The organism is Dyella sp. SG609 (assembly GCF_012275375.1).
Classification (GTDB): domain Bacteria; phylum Pseudomonadota; class Gammaproteobacteria; order Xanthomonadales; family Rhodanobacteraceae; genus Dyella_D; species Dyella_D marensis.
Genome location: NZ_JAAZQJ010000003.1, coordinates 139,979 through 162,115, shown reverse-complemented (window position 1 = coordinate 162,115; position 22,137 = coordinate 139,979). Strand labels below are relative to the sequence as shown.

The 22,137-nt window shown below is 68.6% G+C and carries 20 protein-coding genes; 13 read left to right on the top strand and 7 right to left on the bottom strand.

The window, feature by feature from the left end; genetic code table 11:
* The first annotated feature begins 91 nt into the window (after positions 1 to 91).
* Genes FHW85_RS07020 through FHW85_RS07010 form a run of 3 tightly spaced genes read left to right on the top strand, consistent with a single transcriptional unit; the run spans position 92 to position 1,991 of the window.
* The gene (locus tag FHW85_RS07020; RefSeq protein ID WP_167257039.1) at positions 92 to 643 is read left to right on the top strand and encodes an RNA polymerase sigma factor; all 552 of its coding nucleotides are present in this window, start codon (positions 92 to 94) and stop codon (positions 641 to 643) included.
* Entirely contained in the window at positions 640 to 1,071 is a 432-nt protein-coding gene (locus tag FHW85_RS07015) for a hypothetical protein (protein WP_168647799.1), read from the top strand. The genes FHW85_RS07020 and FHW85_RS07015 overlap by 4 nt, the downstream gene beginning before the upstream one ends.
* A gap of 17 nt (positions 1,072 to 1,088) precedes the next feature.
* Complete coding sequence (locus tag FHW85_RS07010; protein ID WP_167257041.1) at positions 1,089 to 1,991, top strand: DUF4097 family beta strand repeat-containing protein; 903 nt, start codon at positions 1,089 to 1,091, stop codon at positions 1,989 to 1,991.
* Between the two features lie 97 nt (positions 1,992 to 2,088).
* On the opposite strand, the gene FHW85_RS07005 is transcribed toward FHW85_RS07010, so the two are convergent.
* On the bottom strand, positions 2,089 to 3,000 hold the full coding sequence (locus FHW85_RS07005) for a hypothetical protein (RefSeq protein ID WP_167257042.1): 912 nt from the start codon (positions 2,998 to 3,000) through the stop codon (positions 2,089 to 2,091).
* A gap of 254 nt (positions 3,001 to 3,254) precedes the next feature.
* Here FHW85_RS07005 and FHW85_RS07000 point away from each other — a divergent pair, with 254 nt between their 5' ends.
* Positions 3,255 to 6,149 carry an EAL domain-containing protein gene (locus FHW85_RS07000; RefSeq protein WP_168647798.1) on the top strand — a complete coding sequence of 965 codons (2,895 nt, stop codon included), beginning with the start codon at positions 3,255 to 3,257 and terminating at the stop codon, positions 6,147 to 6,149.
* A 13-nt stretch (positions 6,150 to 6,162) separates the two neighbouring features.
* Here the strand turns inward: FHW85_RS07000 and FHW85_RS06995 are convergent, their stop codons facing one another.
* Positions 6,163 to 7,059, bottom strand: a complete 897-nt coding sequence (locus FHW85_RS06995) for an Hsp33 family molecular chaperone HslO (RefSeq protein ID WP_167257044.1) — start codon at positions 7,057 to 7,059, stop codon at positions 6,163 to 6,165.
* A gap of 172 nt (positions 7,060 to 7,231) precedes the next feature.
* Here FHW85_RS06995 and mtgA point away from each other — a divergent pair, with 172 nt between their 5' ends.
* The 3 genes from mtgA (at position 7,232) to FHW85_RS06980 (ending at position 9,494) form a co-directional block, all read left to right on the top strand.
* The gene (gene mtgA / locus FHW85_RS06990) at positions 7,232 to 7,972 is read left to right on the top strand and encodes a monofunctional biosynthetic peptidoglycan transglycosylase (protein WP_168647797.1); all 741 of its coding nucleotides are present in this window, start codon (positions 7,232 to 7,234) and stop codon (positions 7,970 to 7,972) included.
* A 61-nt stretch (positions 7,973 to 8,033) separates the two neighbouring features.
* A complete protein-coding gene (locus tag FHW85_RS06985) occupies positions 8,034 to 8,969 on the top strand; it encodes a glycosyltransferase family 2 protein (protein ID WP_168647796.1) in 936 nt (311 codons plus the stop codon).
* Positions 8,970 to 9,062: 93 nt separating this feature from the next.
* A complete protein-coding gene (locus FHW85_RS06980) occupies positions 9,063 to 9,494 on the top strand; it encodes a CBS domain-containing protein (RefSeq protein WP_026635581.1) in 432 nt (143 codons plus the stop codon).
* A 143-nt stretch (positions 9,495 to 9,637) separates the two neighbouring features.
* Here the strand turns inward: FHW85_RS06980 and FHW85_RS06975 are convergent, their stop codons facing one another.
* Entirely contained in the window at positions 9,638 to 10,915 is a 1,278-nt protein-coding gene (locus FHW85_RS06975) for an MFS transporter (RefSeq protein ID WP_343203681.1), read from the bottom strand.
* Positions 10,916 to 11,003: 88 nt separating this feature from the next.
* Here FHW85_RS06975 and FHW85_RS06970 point away from each other — a divergent pair, with 88 nt between their 5' ends.
* Together FHW85_RS06970 and FHW85_RS06965 are read left to right on the top strand one after the other, a co-directional pair.
* Positions 11,004 to 12,641, top strand: coding sequence for a GMC family oxidoreductase N-terminal domain-containing protein (locus FHW85_RS06970; protein WP_168647977.1), 1,638 nt, complete (start codon positions 11,004 to 11,006; stop codon positions 12,639 to 12,641).
* Between the two features lie 377 nt (positions 12,642 to 13,018).
* Entirely contained in the window at positions 13,019 to 14,257 is a 1,239-nt protein-coding gene (locus FHW85_RS06965) for a serine hydrolase domain-containing protein (RefSeq protein WP_168647976.1), read from the top strand.
* Positions 14,258 to 14,383: 126 nt separating this feature from the next.
* On the opposite strand, the gene FHW85_RS06960 is transcribed toward FHW85_RS06965, so the two are convergent.
* The 4 genes from FHW85_RS06960 to gcvT form a co-directional block, all read right to left on the bottom strand.
* Positions 14,384 to 15,412 carry an energy transducer TonB gene (locus FHW85_RS06960; protein ID WP_167257049.1) on the bottom strand — a complete coding sequence of 343 codons (1,029 nt, stop codon included), beginning with the start codon at positions 15,410 to 15,412 and terminating at the stop codon, positions 14,384 to 14,386.
* Between the two features lie 354 nt (positions 15,413 to 15,766).
* Positions 15,767 to 16,321: a met regulon transcriptional regulator MetJ gene (gene metJ / locus FHW85_RS22550; protein ID WP_167257050.1), complete on the bottom strand. Its 555-nt coding sequence runs from the start codon at positions 16,319 to 16,321 to the stop codon at positions 15,767 to 15,769.
* Between the two features lie 505 nt (positions 16,322 to 16,826).
* A complete protein-coding gene (gene gcvH, locus FHW85_RS06950) occupies positions 16,827 to 17,222 on the bottom strand; it encodes a glycine cleavage system protein GcvH (protein WP_167257051.1) in 396 nt (131 codons plus the stop codon).
* 104 nt (positions 17,223 to 17,326) lie between these two features.
* Positions 17,327 to 18,427 (bottom strand): glycine cleavage system aminomethyltransferase GcvT, encoded by a 1,101-nt coding sequence (gcvT, locus tag FHW85_RS06945; protein ID WP_168647795.1) that lies wholly within the window; start codon positions 18,425 to 18,427, stop codon positions 17,327 to 17,329.
* A 192-nt stretch (positions 18,428 to 18,619) separates the two neighbouring features.
* Between gcvT and FHW85_RS06940 the strand changes: the two genes are divergently transcribed.
* From FHW85_RS06940 to FHW85_RS06925, 4 genes are read left to right on the top strand one after another with little or no spacing between them, the layout of a single operon-like run.
* Positions 18,620 to 19,765 (top strand): ABC transporter permease, encoded by a 1,146-nt coding sequence (locus FHW85_RS06940; RefSeq protein WP_168647794.1) that lies wholly within the window; start codon positions 18,620 to 18,622, stop codon positions 19,763 to 19,765.
* On the top strand, positions 19,762 to 20,574 hold the full coding sequence (locus tag FHW85_RS06935; protein ID WP_343203680.1) for an ATP-binding cassette domain-containing protein: 813 nt from the start codon (positions 19,762 to 19,764) through the stop codon (positions 20,572 to 20,574). Before FHW85_RS06940 ends, FHW85_RS06935 begins: the two co-directional genes overlap by 4 nt.
* A 1-nt stretch (position 20,575) precedes the next feature.
* A complete protein-coding gene (locus FHW85_RS06930; RefSeq protein WP_168647793.1) occupies positions 20,576 to 21,514 on the top strand; it encodes an MlaD family protein in 939 nt (312 codons plus the stop codon).
* Entirely contained in the window at positions 21,511 to 22,137 is a 627-nt protein-coding gene (locus FHW85_RS06925) for an ABC-type transport auxiliary lipoprotein family protein (RefSeq protein WP_168647792.1), read from the top strand. The genes FHW85_RS06930 and FHW85_RS06925 overlap by 4 nt, the downstream gene beginning before the upstream one ends.

Below are 22,137 nucleotides of genomic sequence, written 5' to 3'. Positions count from 1 at the left end.
GGCGGATGAGCGCCTTTCTCTAAACCCTGCAGCGCCACGGTGCATCCAAGCTGGCAAGATGATCAGCGCCTGCGCCGCCACCGGAACCTCCATGCCGCCTGCCCCCGTCGCAGCGCCCGACGACGACGTCGCCGACGTGCGCGCGGCCGCGGACGGCGACCGCGCGGCCTTCCAGCGGCTCTATCGCCGGCATGCCGACCGCGTCTATGGCGCCGTCTACCGCCTGGCCGGCTATGACCACGCACGCGCCGAGGATCTGACCCAGGACGCCTTCGTGCGCGCCTGGCAGAAACTGGCCGGCTTCCGCCACGAAAGCGCGTTCGGCACCTGGCTGTACCGCCTGGCGGTGAACGTGGCGCTGATGGACATCCGCTCGCGCGGCGCCGACCCGGTCAGCATGATGGACGAGGACAGCCTGCCCGACCGCGGCGAAACCCCGTTCTGTGCCGCCGAACGCGACGAACTGGAACGTGCGATCGGCAAACTGCCGCCACGCGCACGCGCCGTGCTGGTCCTGCACGATGTGGAAGGCTGGCGGCACGAGGAAATCAGCGCCGAGCTCGGCATGGCCGTCGGCTCGTCGAAAGCGCAGCTGCACCGCGCACGCGGACTGCTGCGAAAGGTACTTGGAGAAGCGTCATGAACGAATTCGAATGGCATCGCCAGATGCGCGCCCTGCGCGAACCGGTGTCCCCGCGGCGCGACCTGTGGGCCGACATCGAAGCGAAGCTCGATGCCGGCACGCCGGCCGCCGTCACCACGGCGCCGCGCGCCCGGCGCGGCCAGCGCTGGCTGCTCGCGGCAAGCTTCGCGGGGCTGTCGCTGCTGGCCGTCGCCCTCAATCACCAGTGGCGGGTGGAAACGCCCGCGACGCTCGAAGCGCAGGTGCCAGCGAACTGGAAACCCACCGACCCGCGCCTGGCCGGTGCGGCGGTGGAACTGGACGCCGCACGCGTCGAACTGCAGCAGGCCATCGAGCAGGCCCCGCATTCCCCGGCCCTGCAGCGTCTGCTGGACCGCACGGCCAAACGTCAATCGCAACTGCGTCAGATGGAACAACAGGCAGGCTGAGCCACCGGAGCACAATCATGAAAACCGCACGCTATCTCCCTGTCCTGCTGGCGCTGGCAATCGGCCAGGCCTATGCCGACACGCCGATCAACCTCAGCCACGACGCCAAGCCCAACGTGCAGCTGCAGATCAGCAACGTCAAAGGCTCGGTCACCGTCACCGCCTGGGACCGCAACCAGGTGCAGGTCACCGGCCGCCTCGGCGACGGCGCCAGGCCGCTGGAGCTCGAAGGCGACAACGGCAACCTGGAACTGAAGGTGGAATCCACCGGCAAGTCGCGCTGGTTCAACTTCAACAACGACACCTCGATGGGCAGCACCACGCTGGACGTGCGCGTGCCCAAGGCCGCCTCGCTGGAAGTGGAGGTGGTGAGCGCACCGGCCAGCATCGACGGCATCGACGGCGGCACCATCAAGATCAATTCGGTGAGCGGCAAGGTGCGCATCAATGCGCGCTCGCCCTCGGTGGAAGCCGAGAGCGTCAGCGGCAGCCTGGAACTGGCCGGCCATGCGGACAAGGTGGACCTGCAGACGGTGAGCGGCGACATCCTCGCCCCGTCGGTGGGACGCGAGGCCGAACTGCAGACGGTGTCCGGACGCATCCGCGTGAATGGCGGGCCGTGGAAGCGGCTCAATCTCAGCACCGTCTCCGGCGACGTGCAGGTGGGCGGCGGCATGCAGGCCGGCGGCGATATGAATGTCGACAGCATGAGCGGCGACGTGCAGGTGCAGGTGCCGGGCAATGTTTCCGCACGCATCCACGCCAACACGTTCAGCGGCGACCTGCGCAGCGACTTCGGTTCGCCGCGCAAGGTGGAACACGGCCCCGGCATGGAGCTGGATGCCAACGCCGGCAGCGGCGGCGCCAATATCAAGCTGGAAACCTTCAGCGGCGACCTGAAGATCCGCAGGCAGGATTGAAGGCGGGCGGTTGCCGCCGCCGTAAACGAAGAAGCCGTCGCTGCGAGGCGACGGCTTCTTGCTTTGTGGCGTTCAAGCTTCCGCGGAAGACGGCAGCTTAGAGATCCTGGTGGTACTGCACGTACGGGGTGCGCGACTGGTCCGGCTCCGGACCCACCGGCGTATTCACCGCATTGCCGGACGACCACACGTTCTGCGCGCCGATGCTCAGCTCGCCCTGCCAGGGCAGGCGCAGGGTGACGCCGAGGTCGATGCTGCTCCAGCGGCGGTCGCTGTTGTAGCCCGTGCCCGGCAGCGCCGGCTGCATCACGCGGCCGACCACACCGCCGCTGAGCGGGCCGCGGTCGACGCCGAAGCTCAGCGCCTTCTGGTCCAGGGTGTTCACGCCCAGCAGGTTGCCCGGCAGCAGGCGGACGCGGCCCACGCTGGCGCCGAGGTCGATGCCGCTCTTGCTGTCCAGCGCGACGCGGCCGCGGGCATTGAGCTGCGCGCTGCTGTCGAACGCGCTCAGGCCGTTGACCCCGGCCGGGGCGCCCGGCAGCAGGCGCGGCAGCACCGAGTTGTTCGGCGTGCTGTTGGCGCCCAGGCTGAGCCCCACGCTGTAGCGGCCGCTGCTGTAGGTGGCGCCGATCTCGCTGCCGATGACACGCGGCACGCGGTTGTTGATCCAGGTGTGCTCGCTGACGCCCACATGGGCCTGCAGGTTGGAACCCAGGCCATAAGTAAGGTCGGTGGAAACGGCGCGCGAGGCGTCGACCACGGTGAACTGCAGGGGGCCGTCGTTGCGCTGAGCAGCGCCGAAGCTGCTGCTGTCGGCCTTGAGCGCCAGCCAGCGGCCGTCGCTGCCACGCCACAGGGGCACGGCCGCATCCGGACCGAGCTGAACCACCTGGTCGGGCTTCTGGGTGAGCAGCCGGTTGGCCAGTTCATGCGTATCGCCGGCCAGCGACTGCCCTGCCGCGGCGAGCGGCATCAGCAGGAATGGCACGGACAACAACAGGCGGCGCATGGAATTGGACCGAATCAAGGCTCTACGTGGATGGAACCCACACCCTCCCCAGGGCTCGGGTGGGCGCAGCTTACCACAATTTAACTTTTGCAAGCGAGCTTTTTGCCCTGGTAATTGGGTGACCGGGACCGCAAAAAAACGTGGAGTCCGATCAGGGCGAAAAGCGTCCGCCCCCGCCCGTCCCGTCAGCGACAACGCTGAACAGAGACGATATAAAGGCGCATGTGAGCAACGCATGGACCGGTCCGCGCCGGATGAGTTCAGTACCCACCAGTTCCACCCCGATGTTTCCGTCTGCGGAGTCCCACTCCGCGGCGTTGCATGCGGCCGTGGAAGGCCTGTTCCGGGCCGGCGACGCGGCCGGGGTCACCGAGGTGTGCGGGGCCGTGCTGCGAGCGCTCGGGGTACGCGGCGCCCTGCTCTGGCGTGCGCTGGAATCGCCGGCCGACCCGCTCCTGCCGGGCCAGCTGGCCCTGGCCGAGGATCCCCAGTGCCAGCGCCTGCTGGTCCTGGCCGCGGAAGGGCCGGTGCCGGCCGCGGACACCGAGGAAATCGCCTGGCTGGGCCGCATGGCCGCCGCCCGCCTGCGCCAGCTGGCCGAGACCTCGCGCCTGTACGAGGCCATCTCCCGCCTGGCCATGGCCGAGCGCCTGCAGCGCGCGCTCTACGCCATCGCCGACCAGGCCAGCACCGAACACAACATGGCCGAGATGATGCACGCGCTGCACGGCATCCTCGGCAGCCTGATGTACGCGGAAAATTTCTACGTCGCCCTGTACGACCCGGCCACCGACAGCGTGCGCTTCCCGTACTACGTCGACACCATGGACAAGGACCCGCCCCTGCCCGACCAGAGCGTGCCGCTGCAGGACATGCGCCACAGCCTCACCTGGAACCTGCTGCAGGGCGGCCAGCCGATCATGGGTTCGGTGGAGGAACTCTCGCGCCAGTTCGCCGGCCAGTTCGTGCTGCTCGGCCCGGTGTGCGAGGACTGGCTCGGCGTGCCGCTGCAGCGCGACGGCCGCGTGGTCGGCGGCATCGTGGTGCAGAGCTACCGCGAGGACACCCACTACACCGAGCACGACCGCGAACTGCTCAGCTACGTGGCCAAGCACGTGCAGACGGCACTGGAACGCCGCGAAGCCCACGCCGAACTGGAACGCCGCGTGGCCAGCCGCACCGCCGCGCTGCGCGAAGCCAACCGCGTGCTGCGCCAGCAGGTGCTGCAGCGCCAGCGCGGCGAACGCCTGCAGGCGGCGCTGTTCCGCATCGCGGAACTGGCCAACGCCTCGGAAAGCCTGGACAACTTCTACGCCGCCGTGCACCGCGTCATCGGCGGCCTGCTGTACGCGCGCAACTTCTATATCGCGCTGCTGGACGAAGAACCGAACCAGCTCACCTTCCCGTATTCGGTCGACGAATTCGACACCGTGCGCCTGCCGCGCTCGCACGGCCGCGGCCTCACCGAATACGTGCTGCGCCATGGCAAGCCGCTGCTGGCCTCGCCGGACGACATCGACCGCCTGGCCCGCCAGGGCGAGATCGGCCAGCACGGCTCGCGCTCGGTGTGCTGGCTGGGCGTGCCGCTGATCTGGGGCGAGCGCGCCATGGGCGTGCTGGCGGTGCAGAGCTATTCGCCCGAGCACACCTACGACGTGCGCGACCAGGAGCTGCTCACCTTCGTCAGCTACCACGTGGCCAATGCGCTGCAGCGCAAGCACACCACCGAATCGCTGAAGCAGGCCTACGCCAGCCTGGAACGCCGCGTCACCGAGCGCACCCGCGCGCTGGCGCTGGCCAACCGCGACCTGCGCGAACAGATCGCCGAGCGCGAGCGCGTGGAGCGCCGCCTCAAGTACGAAACCCTGCACGACTCGCTCACCGGCCTGCCCAACCGCACCCTGCTGCTGCAGCGGCTGGAACAGGCGCTGCAGCGCTATCACGGCAGTCCGCAGGACATGTTCGCGGTGCTGTTCATCGACCTGGATCGCTTCAAGGTCATCAACGATTCGGTCGGGCATCTGGTCGGCGACGACCTGCTGTTCCAGGTGGGCGGACGCATCCGCGCCTGCCTGAAGACCCGCGACGTGGTGGCGCGCCTGGGCGGCGACGAATTCGCCGTGCTGGCCGAAGGCATCACCGACTACCGCATGGCGCTGGTCATCGCCGAGCGCATCATCGCCGAGCTGCAGACGCCGTTCCGCCTGGGAGCCAAGGAGATCTTCACCTCCGCCTCGATCGGCATCGCCCTGCCCGGCCCGCATTACCAGCGCCCGGAAGAACTGCTGCGCGATGCCGACGCCGCCATGTACCGAGCCAAGGACGAAGGCCGCCACCGCGCCGCGGTGTTCGACGACCGCCTGCGCCGCGAGGCGCTGTCCCTGCTGGAAATGGAAGGCGACCTGCGCCGCGCGCTGAGCCGCAACGAATTCGTGCCGTTCTACCAGCCCATCGTCTCGCTGGAAGACGGCCGCACCGTGGGCTACGAGGCGCTGCTGCGCTGGCGCCATCCGGACCGCGGCCTGCTCACGCCCAGCGACTTCCTCGCCGTGGCGGAGGAAAGCGGCTGCTCGGAAAGCATCGACTGGCAGATCTTCGAACAGGTCTGCGCCCAGGCCGAGGCGCTTACCGGCAGCGACGGCTTCGTCAGCATCAATGTGTCCGGCCGCCACTTCCGCTCGCCGGACCTGGACCGCCGCCTGCTCGACCTGCTGGCCGCGCATGGCGTGCCCACGCGCTGCCTGCGCATCGAAGTCACCGAGCGCGCCCTGCTGGAAAACGCCTCACAGGTGAAGCGCATCCTGGACAACCTGCGCGCCCACGACGTCGGCATCGCGCTGGACGATTTCGGCACCGGCTACTCGTCGCTGAGCTACCTGCATCAGTACCCGATCAGCACGCTGAAGGTGGACCGCTCCTTCATCACCGAACTGCCGCGCGAAGGCGGCCACAGCCTGGCCGTGGTGCGCGCCATCCAGGTGCTGGCGGACTCATTGCAGATGCAGGTGATCGCCGAAGGCATCGAGCAGGAAGACCAGCGCGAGGCGCTGCTGCGCGTCGGCTGCCGCTACGGCCAGGGTTTCCTGTTCGCCACGCCGCATGCCGCGGACGTGTGGCTGCAGCGCGAATATCACTTCGCGCTGCCCTGAAGCACCACCGGCTTTACTGCGCCGTGCCCGGCGCGCTCACCGCGGAATGGCTGAGCAGGTGTTCGGCGTCAATGCGGTCGAAGGTATAGCGCTGCGCGCAGAACTCGCAGGTCACCTCGATCTCGCCCTCGCGCGCTTCCAGCGCGGCTTCCACTTCCTCGCGGCCCAGCGAGCGCAGCATCGATTCCACGCGCTCGCGCGTGCAGCTGCAGCCGAAGGCCAGCGGGCGCGGGTCGAACAGGCGCACGGATTCCTCGTGGAACAGCCGGTACAGCAGCTCCTCCGGCGCGGTGGCGAGCATTTCTTCCTTGCCCAGCGTGTCGACCAGGTGGCCGATGCGCGGCCAGGCGTCGTCGTCCTGCACGCCATCGCGGCCGCCTTCGCCGGGCAGGCGCTGCAGCATCAGGCCGACGGCGTGCTCGCCGTCGGCAGCCAGCAGGATGCGCGCCGGCAGCTGCTCGGACTGGGTGAAATAGCCTTCCAGCGCGCCGCCGAGCTGCGGATGGCGCAGGTCGACCAGGCCCTGGTAGCGCTGGCCGCGCTCGGCGTGGCCGATGGTGATGGCCATGACCGCCTCCGGCAGCTCCTCCAGCGCGAGCGGCGCCGGCAGCACGCCGTCCCAGCGCGCCAGGCCGCGCAGGCGGCCCTGGTCGGTGCATTCGGTGAACAGCAGGCGCAGCGCGCCGCTGCTCTTGAGCTCGATCGACAGATTGCCTTCCAGCTTGATGTTGCCGGTCAGCAGCGCGCTGGCCGCCAGCGATTCGCCCAGCAGGGAACGCAGCGCCGGCGGATAGTCCGCGCGCCCGGCCACTTCGCGCCAGGCGGCGCCCAGCCGCACCAGCACGCCGCGCACGCCGGCGCGCTCGAGCAGGAAGCGGTGCAGCACGTCTTCGACAAGAACGGTTTCCACGGATTCGGACCTCTAAGGACAAGCGCGCAGAGATGGGGGCGTCGCGCGGGCATGCAAGCCGGCAGGCCGGGAGGCGGCAGCGCAGCCCAGTGTATGCCAGCCGGGCCGGCGGGCCGGCTTGGCGCGGCCGGGCGGCCTCTTATACTGCCGCGTCCCTTATGACCGCGTTCCCATGCCGCCCAGCCGCTCCCTCATCGTCCGCCTGCTGCGCCCGGTCGCCATCCTGGCGCTTGCCTGGCTTGCCCTGAGCTGGTTCGCGGTACTGGTGCTGCGCTTCGTGCCGCCGTGGACGTCGGCGGTGATGATGGAACGGCGCCTGAGCGCTCTGATCCACGGCGAGCCGGATTTCCACCTGCGCTACCGCTGGGTGCCATGGTCGGAAGTGTCGCCCTACGTGCCGATGGCGATGGTGGCCGGCGAGGACCAGAAATTCCCGTTCCACCACGGCTTCGACTTCGACTCCATCCAGAACGCCATGGACGCCGCCGAAGACGGCAAGCGCCTGCGCGGCGCCAGCACGATCAGCCAGCAGACCGCCAAGAACCTGTTCCTGTGGAATGGCCGCAGCTTCGTGCGCAAGGGGCTGGAGGCGTATTTCACCGTGCTGATCGAGGCGACCTGGCCCAAGCAGCGCATCCTCGAGGTGTACATGAACATCGCGGAGCTGGGCGACGGCGTCTACGGCGTGGGCGCGGCCAGCGATGCGTATTTCCATACGGCGCCCGCCCGGCTGGCGCCGACCCAGGCGGCGCGCCTGGCCGCGGTGCTGCCCAGCCCGCGCCGCTTCAAGGTGGCCCAGCCCAGCCCCTACGTGCTGAGCCGTGCCGCCTGGATCCAGCAGCAGATGGGCCAATTGGGCGGCCCGGGCTATCTGCGCGGCGACACGCCGGCGCAGGTGCGCCGCACGCGCTGAAAACGTCGCCGCCGCACGGGCGGTCCGCTAGCATGCGCGGGTTTCCCGCATGGACCCGCGCATGCCGCAGCTGACCGTCATCGTGCCCGCCTATAACGAAGCGGCGGTGCTCGACACCTTCCACCAGCGCCTGGCGGGCGTGCTCGACCAGCTGCCGCTCGACTGCAGCGTGCTGTACGTGGACGACGGCAGCGCGGACCGCACCTGGGACATCATCGAAGCGCTCACCCAGCGCGACCCGCGCGCCGCGGGCCTCAAGCTCTCGCGCAACTTCGGCAAGGAGGCGGCAATGACCGCCGGCCTGGACGAAGCCGACGCCGACGCGGTGGTGGTGATCGACGCCGACCTGCAGGACCCGCCCGAACTGATCCCCGCCCTGGTCGAACAGTGGCGCGCCGGCTACGACGTGGTCTACGCCACCCGCAGCGCCCGCGCCGGCGAAACCGGCTTGAAGCGGTTCACCTCGGCGGCGTTCTACCGCACGATGGAAAAGCTCTCCGACACCGCCGTGCCGCGCGACACCGGCGACTTCCGCCTGCTCTCGCGCCGCGCCCTGGACGCGCTGCGCCAGCTGCGCGAAAGGCAGCGCTTCATGAAAGGCCTGTTCGCCTGGATCGGCTACCGCCAGACGTCGGTGCGCTACGAACGCGACCCGCGCCACGCCGGCCAGACCAAATGGAACTACTGGCGCCTGACCCAGCTGGCGGTGGAAGGCATCACTTCGTTTTCCACCGCGCCGCTGCGCCTGGCCACCTGGATCGGCATCAGCGCCTCGCTGCTGGCTTTCGCCTACGGCGTATGGGTGCTGGCCAAGGCCTTGATCTGGGGCGACGCGGTGCGCGGCTATCCCACCTTGATGCTGGTGATCCTGTTCCTCGGCGGCATCCAGCTGCTGGCGCTGGGCGTGATCGGCGAATACCTGGGCCGCAGCTACGCGGAGAGCAAGCAGCGGCCGCTGTACTTCATCGAGGAACGGCGCCGCGGCGGACGCGGCTGAGCGCCGGGCGGATTCACGTCCGCGCTACACCTCCAGCAGGCAGCGGCGCTAGACTGATGCGGCGATCGTCCACCTTCACTCCGGAGGCCAGGCATGCGTCAGGTCAAGCATCTGCTGGACAGCAAGGGGCATCAGGTCTTCAGCATCGCGGAAGACGCGACGGTGCTGGACGCCATCAAGCACATGGCCGAACGCCAGGTCGGCGCGTTGCTGGTGATGCGCGGCGAGCAGCTTGTCGGCATGGTTTCCGAGCGCGACTACGCGCGCAAGGTGATCCTGCAGGGCCGCTCTTCGGCGCAGACTTCGGTGGCCGAGATCATGAGCAGCCCCGCACTCACCGTCGGCCCCGACACGGAAGTCGAATACTGCATGCGCCTGTGCACCGACAGCCGCATCCGCCACCTGCCGGTGGTGCACGACAGCCGCGTGATCGGGGTGATCTCGATCGGCGATCTGGTCAAGGCGGTGATCGAGGAACAGGCCGAACAGATCGACCACCTCGAGCAGTATATCGCCGGGCGCTGATTCCTTGATTGAAGCCCCTCTCCCTCCGGGAGAGGGGTTGGGGTGAGGGTACGGGCGAAGTGAAACGTCCCACTCCGCCCGTACCCTCATCCGGCTGCCGCCACCTTCTCCCGAGGGGAGAAGGATTCACCCTCGAAAGGTTGTCAGGGCTTCGCGGGCGCGTCCGGCGCAAGGTCCGGCGCCCGGCCCGCGCGGCGCGCGATCCACGCCGCCAGCGCCGAAATGCCGACGCCGACCGAGGCCATGCCCGACAGCGTCACGCCCAGCATGCCGAACAGGTTGACGCCGCTGGTGACCAGCACGTCGCCGAAGCGCCACACCGCGGTCTCCACGAAGTTCTTGCCCTTGTAGCGCGTCTCGCGCGGCACGCGGGTGTACAGCGCGTCCTGCGCCGGCTTGGTCATGCCGTAGGCGAAGGCGCGCGAGCCGACCATGGTCACCGCCAGCATCGGCACCGCATAGCCGAACAGCGCGATCTGGCCGGTGCCGACCAGGGCCAGCCCCAGCAGCAGCACCAGGTTCACCAGTGCCGGCACCACCAGGCCCCAGCCCGCGCCGTGGCGCATCATCAGCCAGCGCGTGACGGTCAGCTGCAGCACCGCGCCGATCACATTGGTGTAGAGGTCGATGTCGTTGTAGAAGGCGGTGCGCGCCACTTTGTCGGCGATGTGCGCCTTGGTGTAGTCGGCCATCAGCGCATAGGCGAGCGTGCCGATGCCGTCGCCCAGCAGCATCAAAATCGCCATGTAGCGCAGGAAAGGCCGCGACCACAGCTCCTTGATGCCGGCCCAGATCGAGCCGCCCAAGGGCTGGTCCGCGCCGGCTCCGCGCTGCTGGCTGCCGGAGAGCGACAGCAGCAAGGCCAGCGCCACCAGCAGGCTCGCCGCCGACACCACCAGCAGCGGCGCCACGCCGATCGCCGTCACCAGCAGCTTGGTGATGACAGGGCCGGCCACCGCGCCCGCCATGCCGCCCAGGGCGATCAGCGAGAACACCTTGCGCGCCCCGGCGCTGTCGAAGATGTCCGCCATGAAGCTCCAGAACAGCGACACCACGAACAGATTGAACACGCTGCCGAACACATAGAACGCCATGCCCAGCGAGCGTGCGCCGATGCGGTCCTGCGCCACGAAGGCGGGCACGAAGGCCAGCAGGCACAGCGCGAAGAAGCAGTAGCTCCAGCTCAGCAGCTGCTTGCGCGGAAAGCGCGCCACCAGGATGCCGAACAGCGGCGTGAGCAGCAGCATCACCAGCAGCACCGCGGCGTAGAACAGCGGCAGCGCCTGCGCGCCCACCGCGCCGCCGAGCTGGTCGCGCACCGGCCGGATGATGTAGTAGCCCGCCATCACGAAGAAGAACGCCACGGCGGACAGCACGGGGGCATGGGCCTGGCCGGTCGCGGTAGGACGAGGTGAGTTCACCGGGGACATCCTGCGTAGGTCGCGCGCAGACTAGCATGCGAGCATGACGCGCCAGCGGCGGCCACGGGGGAGACGGATGGGCAAGCGCATGGACTACGACTATGTGATCGTCGGCGGCGGCTCCGCCGGCTGCGTGCTGGCCAACCGGCTGAGCGCACACCCGGGCAAACGCGTGTTGCTGCTGGAAGCCGGGCCGCGCGACCTGAATCCGCTGATCCACATGCCCGCCGGCATCGCCAAGCTGGTCGGCGACCATCGCGGCCTGGCGCGGATCTACGGCAGCCAGCGCATCAACTGGGGCTACCGCACCGAACCCGAAGCGCAGCTCGGCCACCGCCGCCTGTGGTGGCCGCGCGGCAAGACGCTGGGCGGTTCCAGTTCGATCAATGCCATGTGCTACATCCGCGGCGCCGCGGCCGACTACGACGCCTGGGCGCAGGCCACCGGCGATGCACGCTGGAGCTGGAACGCCGTGCTGCCGTGGTTCCTGCGCGGCGAGGACAACGCGCGCGGCGCCGGCCTCTGGCATGGCACGGGCGGGCCGCTGGGCGTGGCGGACCTGCGCTTCCACAGCGAGCTGTCGGGTGCCTTCATCGATGCCGGTGTCGCCGCGGGTTATTACCGCAACCCCGACTTCAACGGCGAACGGCAGGACGGCTTCGGCCTGTACCAGGTGACCCAGCGCGACGGCGCGCGCTGCTCGGCCGCGGTGGCGTATCTGCGGCCCGCCCTGCAGCGCGCCAATCTGGAAGTGCGCACCGGCGTGCTGGCGCAGCGGGTGCTGATCGAGCGAGGCCGTGCGGTGGGGGTGCAGATCGATGGACGGCGCGTCGAGGCCGGCGAGGTGATCCTCGCCGCCGGCGCGATCAACACGCCGCAGTTGCTGATGCTGTCCGGCATCGGCCCGGCCGATCATCTGCGCGAACACGGCGTGGCGGTGGCACTGGACCAGCCGCACGTCGGCGCCCACCTGCAGGATCACCTCGACATCTGCAGCGTCACCGGCACCCACAGCCGCGCCACCTTCGACCATCTCAACGACCTGGCCGTGGCCTGGCGCTATGCGCGGCACCGCGACGGCATCGGTACCTCCAACGCCGCCGAAGCCGGCGGCTTCGTGCGCAGCCGGCACGCGCCGGACGAGCGTTGCGATATCCAGTTCCATTTCATCCCCGCGCAGCTGGACGACCACGGCGCACGCGCCCTGCCCGGCCGGGGCTACACCGTGCACGCGTGCTATCTGCATCCGCGCAGCCGCGGGCAGCTGCGCCTGCGTTCGGCGAATCCGGCGGCGCCCATCGCCATCCACGCCAACTACCTCGGCGATGCGGAAGGCCACGATCTGAAGATGATGATCGAGGCCGCACGCCTGTCCCGCGAGATCTTCGCGCAGGCACCGTTCGACGCCTTCCGCGGCGCACCGGTGCAACCGGCCACGGAACTGCGCACCGACGCGGAATACGAGGACTTCATCCGCCGCCGCGCCGAGACCATCTACCACCCCGTGGGCACCTGCCGCATGGGGCGCGAACACGAGGCCGTGGTGGACAGCGAGCTGCGCGTGTGGGGCGTGCCGGGCCTGCGCGTGGTGGATGCTTCGGTAATGCCCACGCTGATCACCGGCAACACCAATGCACCCACCTTGATGCTGGCCGAGCGTGCCGCGGCGCTGATGCTGGAAGCCGACCTGTCGTCGAGGCCGGCTGCGCAGCCGTCCGCCGCGTGACTGGGGCCACGGCAGGCCGACGGCGGTCCGTTGTAGAGCGGCACGAAGTGCCCCACAATTGGAATGTCTAAAACCGGGAAGGATCCCGCCGATAGCCTCAGGGAATCCAGGTACTCCCGTTTACGGCGCCAGCGGCGCCCATACGACGCCAGAGCAGCATGCAGTTTCGCCATCTCTTTCTGTTGATCGCCGGTGTGCTCGGCCTCGCCGGCGGTCCACTCCCCGCCGAAGCCGCGTCCGCGCCGGCTCAGGCCGGCTTATCTCAGGCCAGTCCACCTCAAGCCAGCTCGCCCCAGGCCACCTTGCCCCACGGTGCCTTGCCCCAGGTCGCGATTCCTTCGCAGGTGACGCCGCCGCCGACCCAGCCGCAGGTGTCCATGCAGAGCGCGAATCCCGCGCCGCAGCACCTGCCGGACGATCGGATCAAGGCCACCGTCGCCGCCTACCAGGACTGGCTGCAGAAGCTCGACGAACGCCACGCCGTCGCCGGCCTGGCCACCGCGATCGTGGTGGACAACAAAGTGGTGTACGAGCACACGCTGGGTTACGCCAACGCCAGCACGCAGGAGCCGATCACGCCGGAGACGGTGTTCCGCCTCGCCTCGCTGTCCAAGGCCTTCGCCACCGCGGTGGCCGGCGTGCTGGTGAACGACGGTCGCTTCAGCTGGGACACCAGGCTGGCCGACGTGCTGCCGTTCTTCAAGCTCAAGGACGCCGCGGCCGCCGAGAAGGCCACCGTGCGCGACATCCTCGGCCAGCGCCTGGGCCTGCCGCGCAACACCTACGACAACATGCTCGAAGGCGACGTGCCCTACGAGGAGCTGGTGCGCCGGCTCGACGAAGTGAAGATGACCTGCGGCGTCGGCCAGTGCTATGGCTACCAGAACGTGGCCTTCAGCATGATCGGCGACGTGATCTACGGCATGACCGGCGACTTCTTCTACCGCCAGGTCGACAAGCGCATCTTCTTCCCGCTCGGCATGAAGACCGCCAGCTACGGCCGCGAGGCGCTGGAGAACAGCGCAAGCTGGGCGCGCCCGCACCGCCCCGCGGGCGCCGGCACCTGGCGTCCGTTCGAGCCGAAGGAGGCCTACTACCGCGTGGCCCCCGCCGCCGGCGTCAACGCCAGCCTGCGCGACATGGAGCAGTGGCTGGTGGCGCAGATGGGCGGCCGTCCGGACGTCCTTCCGCCCAGGCTGCTGGAAACCCTGCACGCGCCGGAAGTGAGCACGCCGGTGGAGCTGCGCTCCACCCCGTGGCGCCGCGAGCGGCTGACCGAGGCCTCGTACGCGCTCGGCTGGCGCGTGTTCCAGTACGGCGGCGAGACGCTGATCTTCCATGCGGGCGCGGTCGAGGGTTACCGCACCATGATCGGTTTCTTTCCGAAGTACCGCACGGGCGTGGTGACGATGTGGAATTCCGCCAGCCCGATGCCGTCCGGCCTGATGCCGATGGTGTTCGACAGCATGCTGGGCCTGGAGCACGTGGACTGGGCCGGCGTCGAGAGCGATGCACCGGTGGTCGCGGCGGCCAAGTCGACCGGCAAGGGCAAGCTCAAGGCGCGCAAGAGCGGCGGCACCAAGGCCGCATCGAGCAAGCGCGGGCATCGGCGCTGAGCTGGTAGCCGCGGATCCGCAGAAGGCGCCCTGGTGGCGCCTTTTTTATCGGCCGCGCACGCAACCCGCGCGCAAAAAAAGAGGCGCCGCAATGCGGCGCCTCCTTCGTCTGCCGGTCGCCCGGCCTTACAGCTTGAACTCGATGCGCTGGCGCTTGGTCGATGCCACCGGCGTGCCGTCCTGGGTCGCCGGCTGGTACTTCCAGCGGCTCACCGCGTCGATCGCCGCGCGGTCGAACACGTGGCGCGGCTGCGCGTCGACCACCTTCACGTCGCTGACGTCGCCGCCGGTCGTGATGGTGAACGACAGCTCCACCCAGCCTTCCTGGTTGGAACGCATCGCCGCGGTCGGATAGCGCGGCGCGGTGTTCTTCACCAGCACCGCGCCATGCGTCGCCGCATCGCTGGGTGCGGCGGCCGCCGGTGCCGCGACCTGCGGCTGGCGGGCGGCTTCGGCCTGCTGCTGCTGCGCCTGGCGCGCCTGCGCCACGCGCGCCTGCTCGGCGGCGGCGGCCTGCTGGGTCTTCAGCTCGGCCTGGCGGTCGGCTTCGGCCTTGTCCGCGGCGGCCTTCTGGGCGGCCAATTGCGCCTGCTTCTCCTTGTCGGCGGCCAGCTGCTGTTCGCGGTCGAGCAGCTTGCGCTGGGCGTCCAGCTTGGAGCGCAGGATGGTCAGCGTGTAGTTGGCCGGATCCGCCTTGGCCAGCAGGTCGATCTGGCGCTGCGCATCGTTGAAGTCGCGCTGGTTGATGGCCTGCTCGGCCGCGTTGGCGGCGAACGGGAAGGTTTCGCGCAGCGCGTCGGTGGCCACCTGGTTGCCGGGCTGCTTCTGCAGCACCTTCTGGTAGAACTCGAACGCATTGTTGCCGGCCGGCGCGAGCAGGCGCTGCTCGTTCATGGCGCGGCGCGCTTCGGCGAGCAGCTGGTTGACGCTCATCGCCTCCACGTTCGCCGGCGGCGGCGCCGCTTCCGTACCGGCCGAGACCGGCGTGGACGGATGTCCGCCGTTGTCCGCCTGCATCAGGTCCTGATGCGGTTTGATGATGAGGAACCAGGCCGCTGCCGCCAACACGACGACGACCACCAGGACGGCTATGACAATGGGCTGGATAGCCCCGCGCGCGTGCGTGCGCGCATGACGTATGTATCGGGTATCCATGGTCTCTCGCTGAGTGTCATCAGATACCCGCGCTTTTTCCCCCTGTGTACCCAGGAGCGGCGGACCCCCCGGCCTGCCGCGGCGCGGATACGCGAAAGGTAACCGCAATGCAGCACTACGGCAAATCGCGCTTAATTTCACGGTGCTGGAAGGGGGAATGCGCTAGCGGCGGCCGGCCGGATGGCGACGGAAAACGGACGTCCGGACCCTGTGGGCGCGTGCGCCGGCCATTTCCATACCCCTGAAACGAAGCGTCCCGGCACGAAGGCCGGGACGAAAACTTTTTCGAAGTGCCCCTCCCTGCGCTGGGCACCGCAGGGAGAGAAAATCGAGGTAAAGCTTTTTTAGTCGTGCTTACTTCTTGGCAGCCTTGGGCTTGGCCGTCTTGGTGGCCTTGACCACCTTGGCAGCGGCAGCCTTCTTCACGGTGCGCTTCTTGGCAACCTTCTTGGCGGCCTTCTTGGCAACCTTCTTCACGGCGACCTTCTTGACGGACGCCTTCTTGGCAGCAGCCGGACGCTTGCGCGCGGCAGCCTTCTTCGCAGTCTTCTTGACGGCCTTCTTGGCGGCCGGCTTCTTCGCGACCGGACGCTTGGTAGCGGCCTTCTTCGCGGTGGTCTTCTTGGCAGCCTTCTTGGCGGCCGGTTTCTTCGCAGCTTTCTTGGCAGTGGCCATAGTTCGTCTCAGCTCCTCATCAGTTGGCAGTGGTTGCCCAGTAAAAGCATGTAGGAACGCCTCAACCAGCAGATCGCTGTTGGTGGCGTGCCTTAAATTGTTCACTTGACGACGGGTACGTTCGTCCGACAGCAGCCGCAAAACGTGGACCGGAATGGAGACGGTGATCTTGCGTACCGCTCCGGCTTTCTCGCCGTGTTCCACATACGGCTTGATGAACTTCGATGGTGCCATAACGCCTGTTCCCCGTTATCTGGTGCGAAAACTATTCCCGATTATTTCGGCTGTCAATTGATTTCAACCGGGAATTCAATCCGGCCGACCTGCCGCATCCACCCCGGAAGCCCCGTCCCACAAGGCTCCGCGGGTCCGGAATGGATTATCCGTTTGGACGTCCATACGGCCATACGAGAAAATCGGAAAAAATCAAAAACCGGCCTAAATCCCGCATAAAACGCGCTATTCCGCGCCACTCGCTCATAATCGCGTGAGCCAATCAAGCTGAACGCCTAACCCCTTGGCGAGCAAGGGCTTAGACCCCTCGCGGGGGTGTTTTCGGGTGGATGAACGAATTTCGACCGGAGGCCCCTCGGCGACCCTTCCGACCCGCCCGAGGGCCGCCATCCCCCCGCGACCGGCTCCGTCGAGCTCCTCGATCGAGCTTCTCGCGCGAGCCGCCTCACACAAACCGACGGCCGCTTGCGCGGCCGTCGTTCGATCCACTTTCGCGCATTCGCGATCAGTGGTCTTCGTTCTCCAGCTGCTCGGCATACGCGTCGGCGTCGAGCAGTTCGTTGAGCTCGGCGCGATCGCTCGGCTTCACCACGAACAGCCAGCCTTCGCCATAGGCGTCTTCGTTGATGGTCTCGGGCGAGTCGGCCAGCGCCTCGTTGACCTCGACGATCTCGCCGGACACCGGCGTGTAGATGTCGGAAGCGGCCTTGACCGATTCCACCGTCGCCACGCCGTGGCCGACCTGCACGCTGGCGCCGACTTCGGGCAGCTCCACGTACACCACGTCGCCGAGCTGGCCCTGGGCATGGTCGGAGATGCCCACGCGGACGTTGCCGTTGTCTTCGGCGCGAGCCCACTCGTGGGACTTGAGGAATTTCAGATCGCCGGGAATCTCGCTCATGATCGGGTCCAGTCCTGGGTTGAAGGAGGTTGGGTGGTATGGGGGTCAGACGATGCGCGGCATTCTAAGCCGCTTCACCGGAAGGGCAACACTCGGCCGCCGCTTCAGATGCCTTCGCAGGGCTTGCCGTCGCGCACGAACGGGTACTTCACCACGCGCACCGGCACCTCGCGGCCGCGGATGTCCACCCGCACCTCGCCAGGATCGCCGGCCGGAATGCGCGCGAACGCCACCGCCTTGTTGAGCGTCGGCGCGAAGCTGCCGGACAGGATCTCGCCCTCGCCGTTGGCGGTGAGCACCTTCTGGCCGTGGCGCAGCACGCCCTTCTCGTCCAGCACCAGGCCGACCATCACGCGCTTCACGCCGGCGGCCTTCTGCGCTTCCAGCGCCTTGCGGCCGATGAAGTCGCGGCCTTCGTCCAGTGCGATGGTCCAGCCGAGGTTGGCTTCCCAGGGGCTGACGGTCTCGTCCATGTCCTGGCCGTAGAGGTTCATGCCGGCTTCCAGCCGCAGCGTGTCGCGCGCGCCGAGGCCCGCCGGCTTCACGCCGGCCGCCGCCAGTGCCTCCCACAGCGCGACGGCGTGGTCTTCCGGCACCAGGATCTCGAAGCCGTCCTCGCCGGTGTAGCCGGTGCGGGCGATGAACAGCGGCATGCCGTGCGGACCCTGCGCCGCGGCGGCGACGAACTTGCCGAGCTTGCGGATGCGCTCGCGGTCCACCTCGTGCAGCAGGCCGATCGTCTTGTCGCGGGCGTTCGGACCCTGCACGGCGATCATGGAGAAGTCCGGCCGCTCCTTCACCTCGACGGCGAAGGCCTTGGCCTGCTGCTCGATCCAGGCCAGGTCCTTGGCGCGGGTGGCGGCGTTCACCACCAGGCGGAAGTGCGCGTCGTCGAAGAAATACACGATCAGGTCGTCGATCACCCCGCCCTGCTCGTCCAGCATGCAGGAGTACAGCGCCTTGCCCTGCACCTTCAGCTTGTCGACGTTGTTGGCCAGCAGGTGGCGCAGGAACTCCCGGGTGCGCGCGCCGTGCAGGTCGACCACGGTCATGTGCGAGACGTCGAACATGCCGGCGTCCTGGCGCACCGCGTGGTGCTCCTCGATCTGCGAGCCGTAGTTGATGGGCATGTCCCAGCCGCCGAAATCGACCATGCGCGCGCCGAGCGCGCGGTGGGTGGCATTGAGTACGGTCTTCTCGGTCATCGGAATGCGCCTGGGGAAAAGCCGCATTATCGCCGGGCGCCGCACCGCATTCCAAGCCGCGGCGATGCTGCGATGCGGCGGCAGGTACGCGGCCGCATGGACGTCCGGGACGATGTCGCCGTTTTCCCGTAGGCTGCTGCTTCACGGCGCCGCGCATACAAAACACGGCGCTGCCCTATAAGATCGTTCTTCATGAGTCCATCGACCGCGACAGGAAGCGCCGAACTCGATGCCAGCGCGCAACCGCCGCGGCTGCGCGTCGCCGGCGACTGGACCCTGGCCCACTACGCCGCACTCGAACGCCGCGTCGATGCCTTCGCCGCCCCGCTGCCGCAAGGCACGCAGATCGACCTCGCCGGCCTTTCGGCGCTGGATACCGCCGGCGCCTCGCTGCTGGTGCGCCTGCTCGGCACCGACCGCGTCGCCGAACTGGCGCAGGCCGACGGACTGCCGCCCGCGCGGCGCGCCCTGCTCGACACCGTAGGCAAGGCGCTCGACGCCTACCGCACGCCGCAGAAACCGCGCCGCCACCACTCCGCCATCACCGAAGTGCTGGCGCGCATCGGCCGCGCCATGGACAGCGTGTGGCGCCAGCAGCTGCAGCTGCTAGGTTTCATCGGCATGACCCTGGAGTCGCTGGCGCGCGGCCTGCCGCACCCGCGCCGCTGGCGCGTCACCTCGCTGGTGGCGCACGTGGAGCAGACCGGGCTGGACGCGGTGCCGATCGTGGCCCTGCTCACCTTCATGGTCGGCGCGGTAGTGGCCTTCCTCGGTTCCACCGTGCTGGCCGACTTCGGCGCCACCATCTATACGGTGGACCTGATCGCGTTTTCCTTCCTGCGCGAATTCGGCGTGCTGCTCACCGCCATCCTGATGGCCGGCCGCACCGCCAGCGCCTTTACCGCGCAGATCGGCTCGATGAAGGCCAACGAGGAGATCGACGCGATCCGCGCGCTCGGCCTGGATCCGGTGGAACTGCTGGTGCTGCCGCGCGTGCTGGCCCTGCTGGTATCGCTGCCGATGCTCACCTTCCTGGCCATGCTGTCGGGCCTGGCCGGCGGCGCGGTGGTATGCGCGCTCACTCTGGATATCTCGCCGACCATGTTCCTGACCTTGTTCAAGGCCGACATCGGCGTGCGCCATTTCCTGGTCGGCCTGTCCAAGGCGCCGGTCTTCGCCTTCCTGATCGCGGTGATCGGCTGCCTGGAAGGCTTCAAGGTCAGCGGCAGCGCGCAGTCGGTGGGCGAGCACACCACCTCCAGCGTGGTGCAGTCGATCTTCGTGGTGATCCTGCTGGACGCCGTGGCCGCGCTGTTCTTCATGGAGATGAACTGGTGAACGCCGTCGCGCAGCAGACCGCAGCGCAGGAAGACGTGATCCAGGTGCGCGACCTGGTCAACCGCTTCGGCGCGCAGGCCGTGCACGAGCACCTGGACCTGGACGTGCGCCGCGGCGAGATCCTCGGCGTGGTCGGCGGCTCGGGCACCGGCAAGTCGGTCTTGCTGCGCACCATCGTCGGCCTGCGCCGGCCCACCTCCGGACAGGTGCAGGTGTTCGGCCAGGACCTGCTGCGCCTGCCGCCGGAACAGCGCTCGCGCATCGAGCGGCGCTTCGGCGTGCTGTTCCAGAACGGCGCGCTGTTCTCGTCGCAGAATGTGGTCGAGAACATTGCCATGCCGCTGATCGAGCACGCGGGCCTGAAGCGGCCGGATGCCGAGGCGCTGGGCGCGGTGAAGCTGGCCCTGGCCGGGCTGCCGCAGGGCACCGAACATAAATATCCGTCCGAGCTTTCCGGCGGCATGGTCAAGCGCGCGGCGCTGGCGCGTGCGCTGGCGCTGGATCCGGAGATCCTGTTCCTGGACGAACCCACGGCGGGCCTGGACCCGATCAGCGCGGCCGCGTTCGACCAGCTGATCCTGACCCTGCGCGATGCGCTCGGCCTCACCGTGTTCCTGGTCACCCACGACCTGGACACGCTCTACACCATCTGCGACCGCGTGGCCGTGCTGTCGCAGAAGAAGGTGCTGGTGTGCGACCGGCTGGAAGCAGTCGCGCAGAACCCCGACCCCTGGGTCCAGTCGTATTTCCATGGCCCGCGCGGCCGTGCCGCGCTCGATGCCGCGGAAAAGACGCAAGAGGTGAAGTGAGATGGAAACCCGCGCTCATCACGTATTGATCGGCCTGTTCACCGTGATCGTGGTGGCGGCCGCCCTGCTGTTCGGCCTGTGGCTGGCCAAGTCCAGCACCGACCGCCAGTTCGCCGAATACCAGATCGTATTCAACGAGGCGGTCAGCGGCCTCTCGCAGGGCAGCGCCGTGCAGTACAACGGCATCAAGGTCGGCGACGTCAACCAGCTCAAGCTCGACCCGAAGGACCCGCGCCGCGTGCTGGCGCGCATCCGCCTGGGCGCCGACACGCCGATCAAGCAGGACACCCACGCCAAGCTCGCGCTCACCAGCGTCACCGGCATGGCGGTGATCCAGCTCAGCGGCGGTTCGCCCGGCAGCCCCGCGCTCACCGCGCCGGACGGCGGCCTGCCGGTGATCGTGGCCGACCCTTCGCCGCTCAGCAAACTGCTGTCCAACGGCGAGGACGTGATGACCAATATCAACGACGTGGTCTCGCGCGCCAGCCAGCTGATGTCCGACGAGAACGTGGCGCGCATCAGCCGCACGCTCGACCACCTGGACAAGGCCACCGGCGCGGTAGCCGACCAGCGCGACGATATCCGCGCCCTGCTCAGCCAGCTGGCCCTGGCCAGCAAGCAGGCCACCGCCACCCTGGAACAGACCGAGCAGCTGGCGCGCAGCGCCAACGGCCTGGTCGACCAGCAGGGCCGCGCCACGCTGGAAAGCGCGCGCAATGCGATGGCCTCGCTGGAGCGTTCCACCGCGGCGATCGATCGCCTGCTCAACGACAACCGCGCCTCGCTCGACGGCGGCATGCAAGGCCTGGGCGAACTGGGCCCGGCGGTGCGCGAACTGCGCGACGCCGCCAATTCGCTGCGCGGCATCACCCGCAAGCTCGACGACAACCCGGCCGGCTTCCTGCTCGGCCGCGACCGCAGCAAGGAGTTCGTGCCATGACCCGTGCCCTGACGACCGCCGCCCGCCGCGCGCCGCTGCTGGCGGCCCTGCTCGCCGTCGCCGCCTGCTCGGTGCTGCCGAAAGCCGAATCGCCGGATGTTTACCGGCTGCCCGCCGCGCCGCTGCCGCAGGCCCAGGCCGGCGCGGTGAACTGGTCGCTGCGGGTGGATACGCCGCAGGCCGAACGCATGCTCGACAGCGCGCGCATCGCGGTACTGCCCGAAGGCGACGTGGTCAGCGTGTACAAGGGCGCGCGCTGGAGCGACCGCGTGCCCGTGCTGCTGCGCAATCGCCTGCTCGAAGGTTTCCGCAACGACGGCCGCATCGCCGCGCTGAGCAGCGACGACACCAACCTGCAGGCCGACTACGTGCTCAGCGCCGACCTCACCGCGTTCCAGTCGGAGTACCGCGGCAAGCAGCCGGTGGTGGTGCTGCGCTACGACGCGCGGCTGGTGCGCAACAGCGGGCTGAAGATCGTCGCGGCGCGCCGCTTCGAAGTCACCCAGCCGGTGAACGGCACCGGCGTACCGCAGGTGGTGGCGGCGTTCGGCCAGGCCGGCGACGCGCTGGCGGCGCAGGTGGTGGGCTGGACGCTGGAACAGCGCGCGGCGGCACGCGACTGA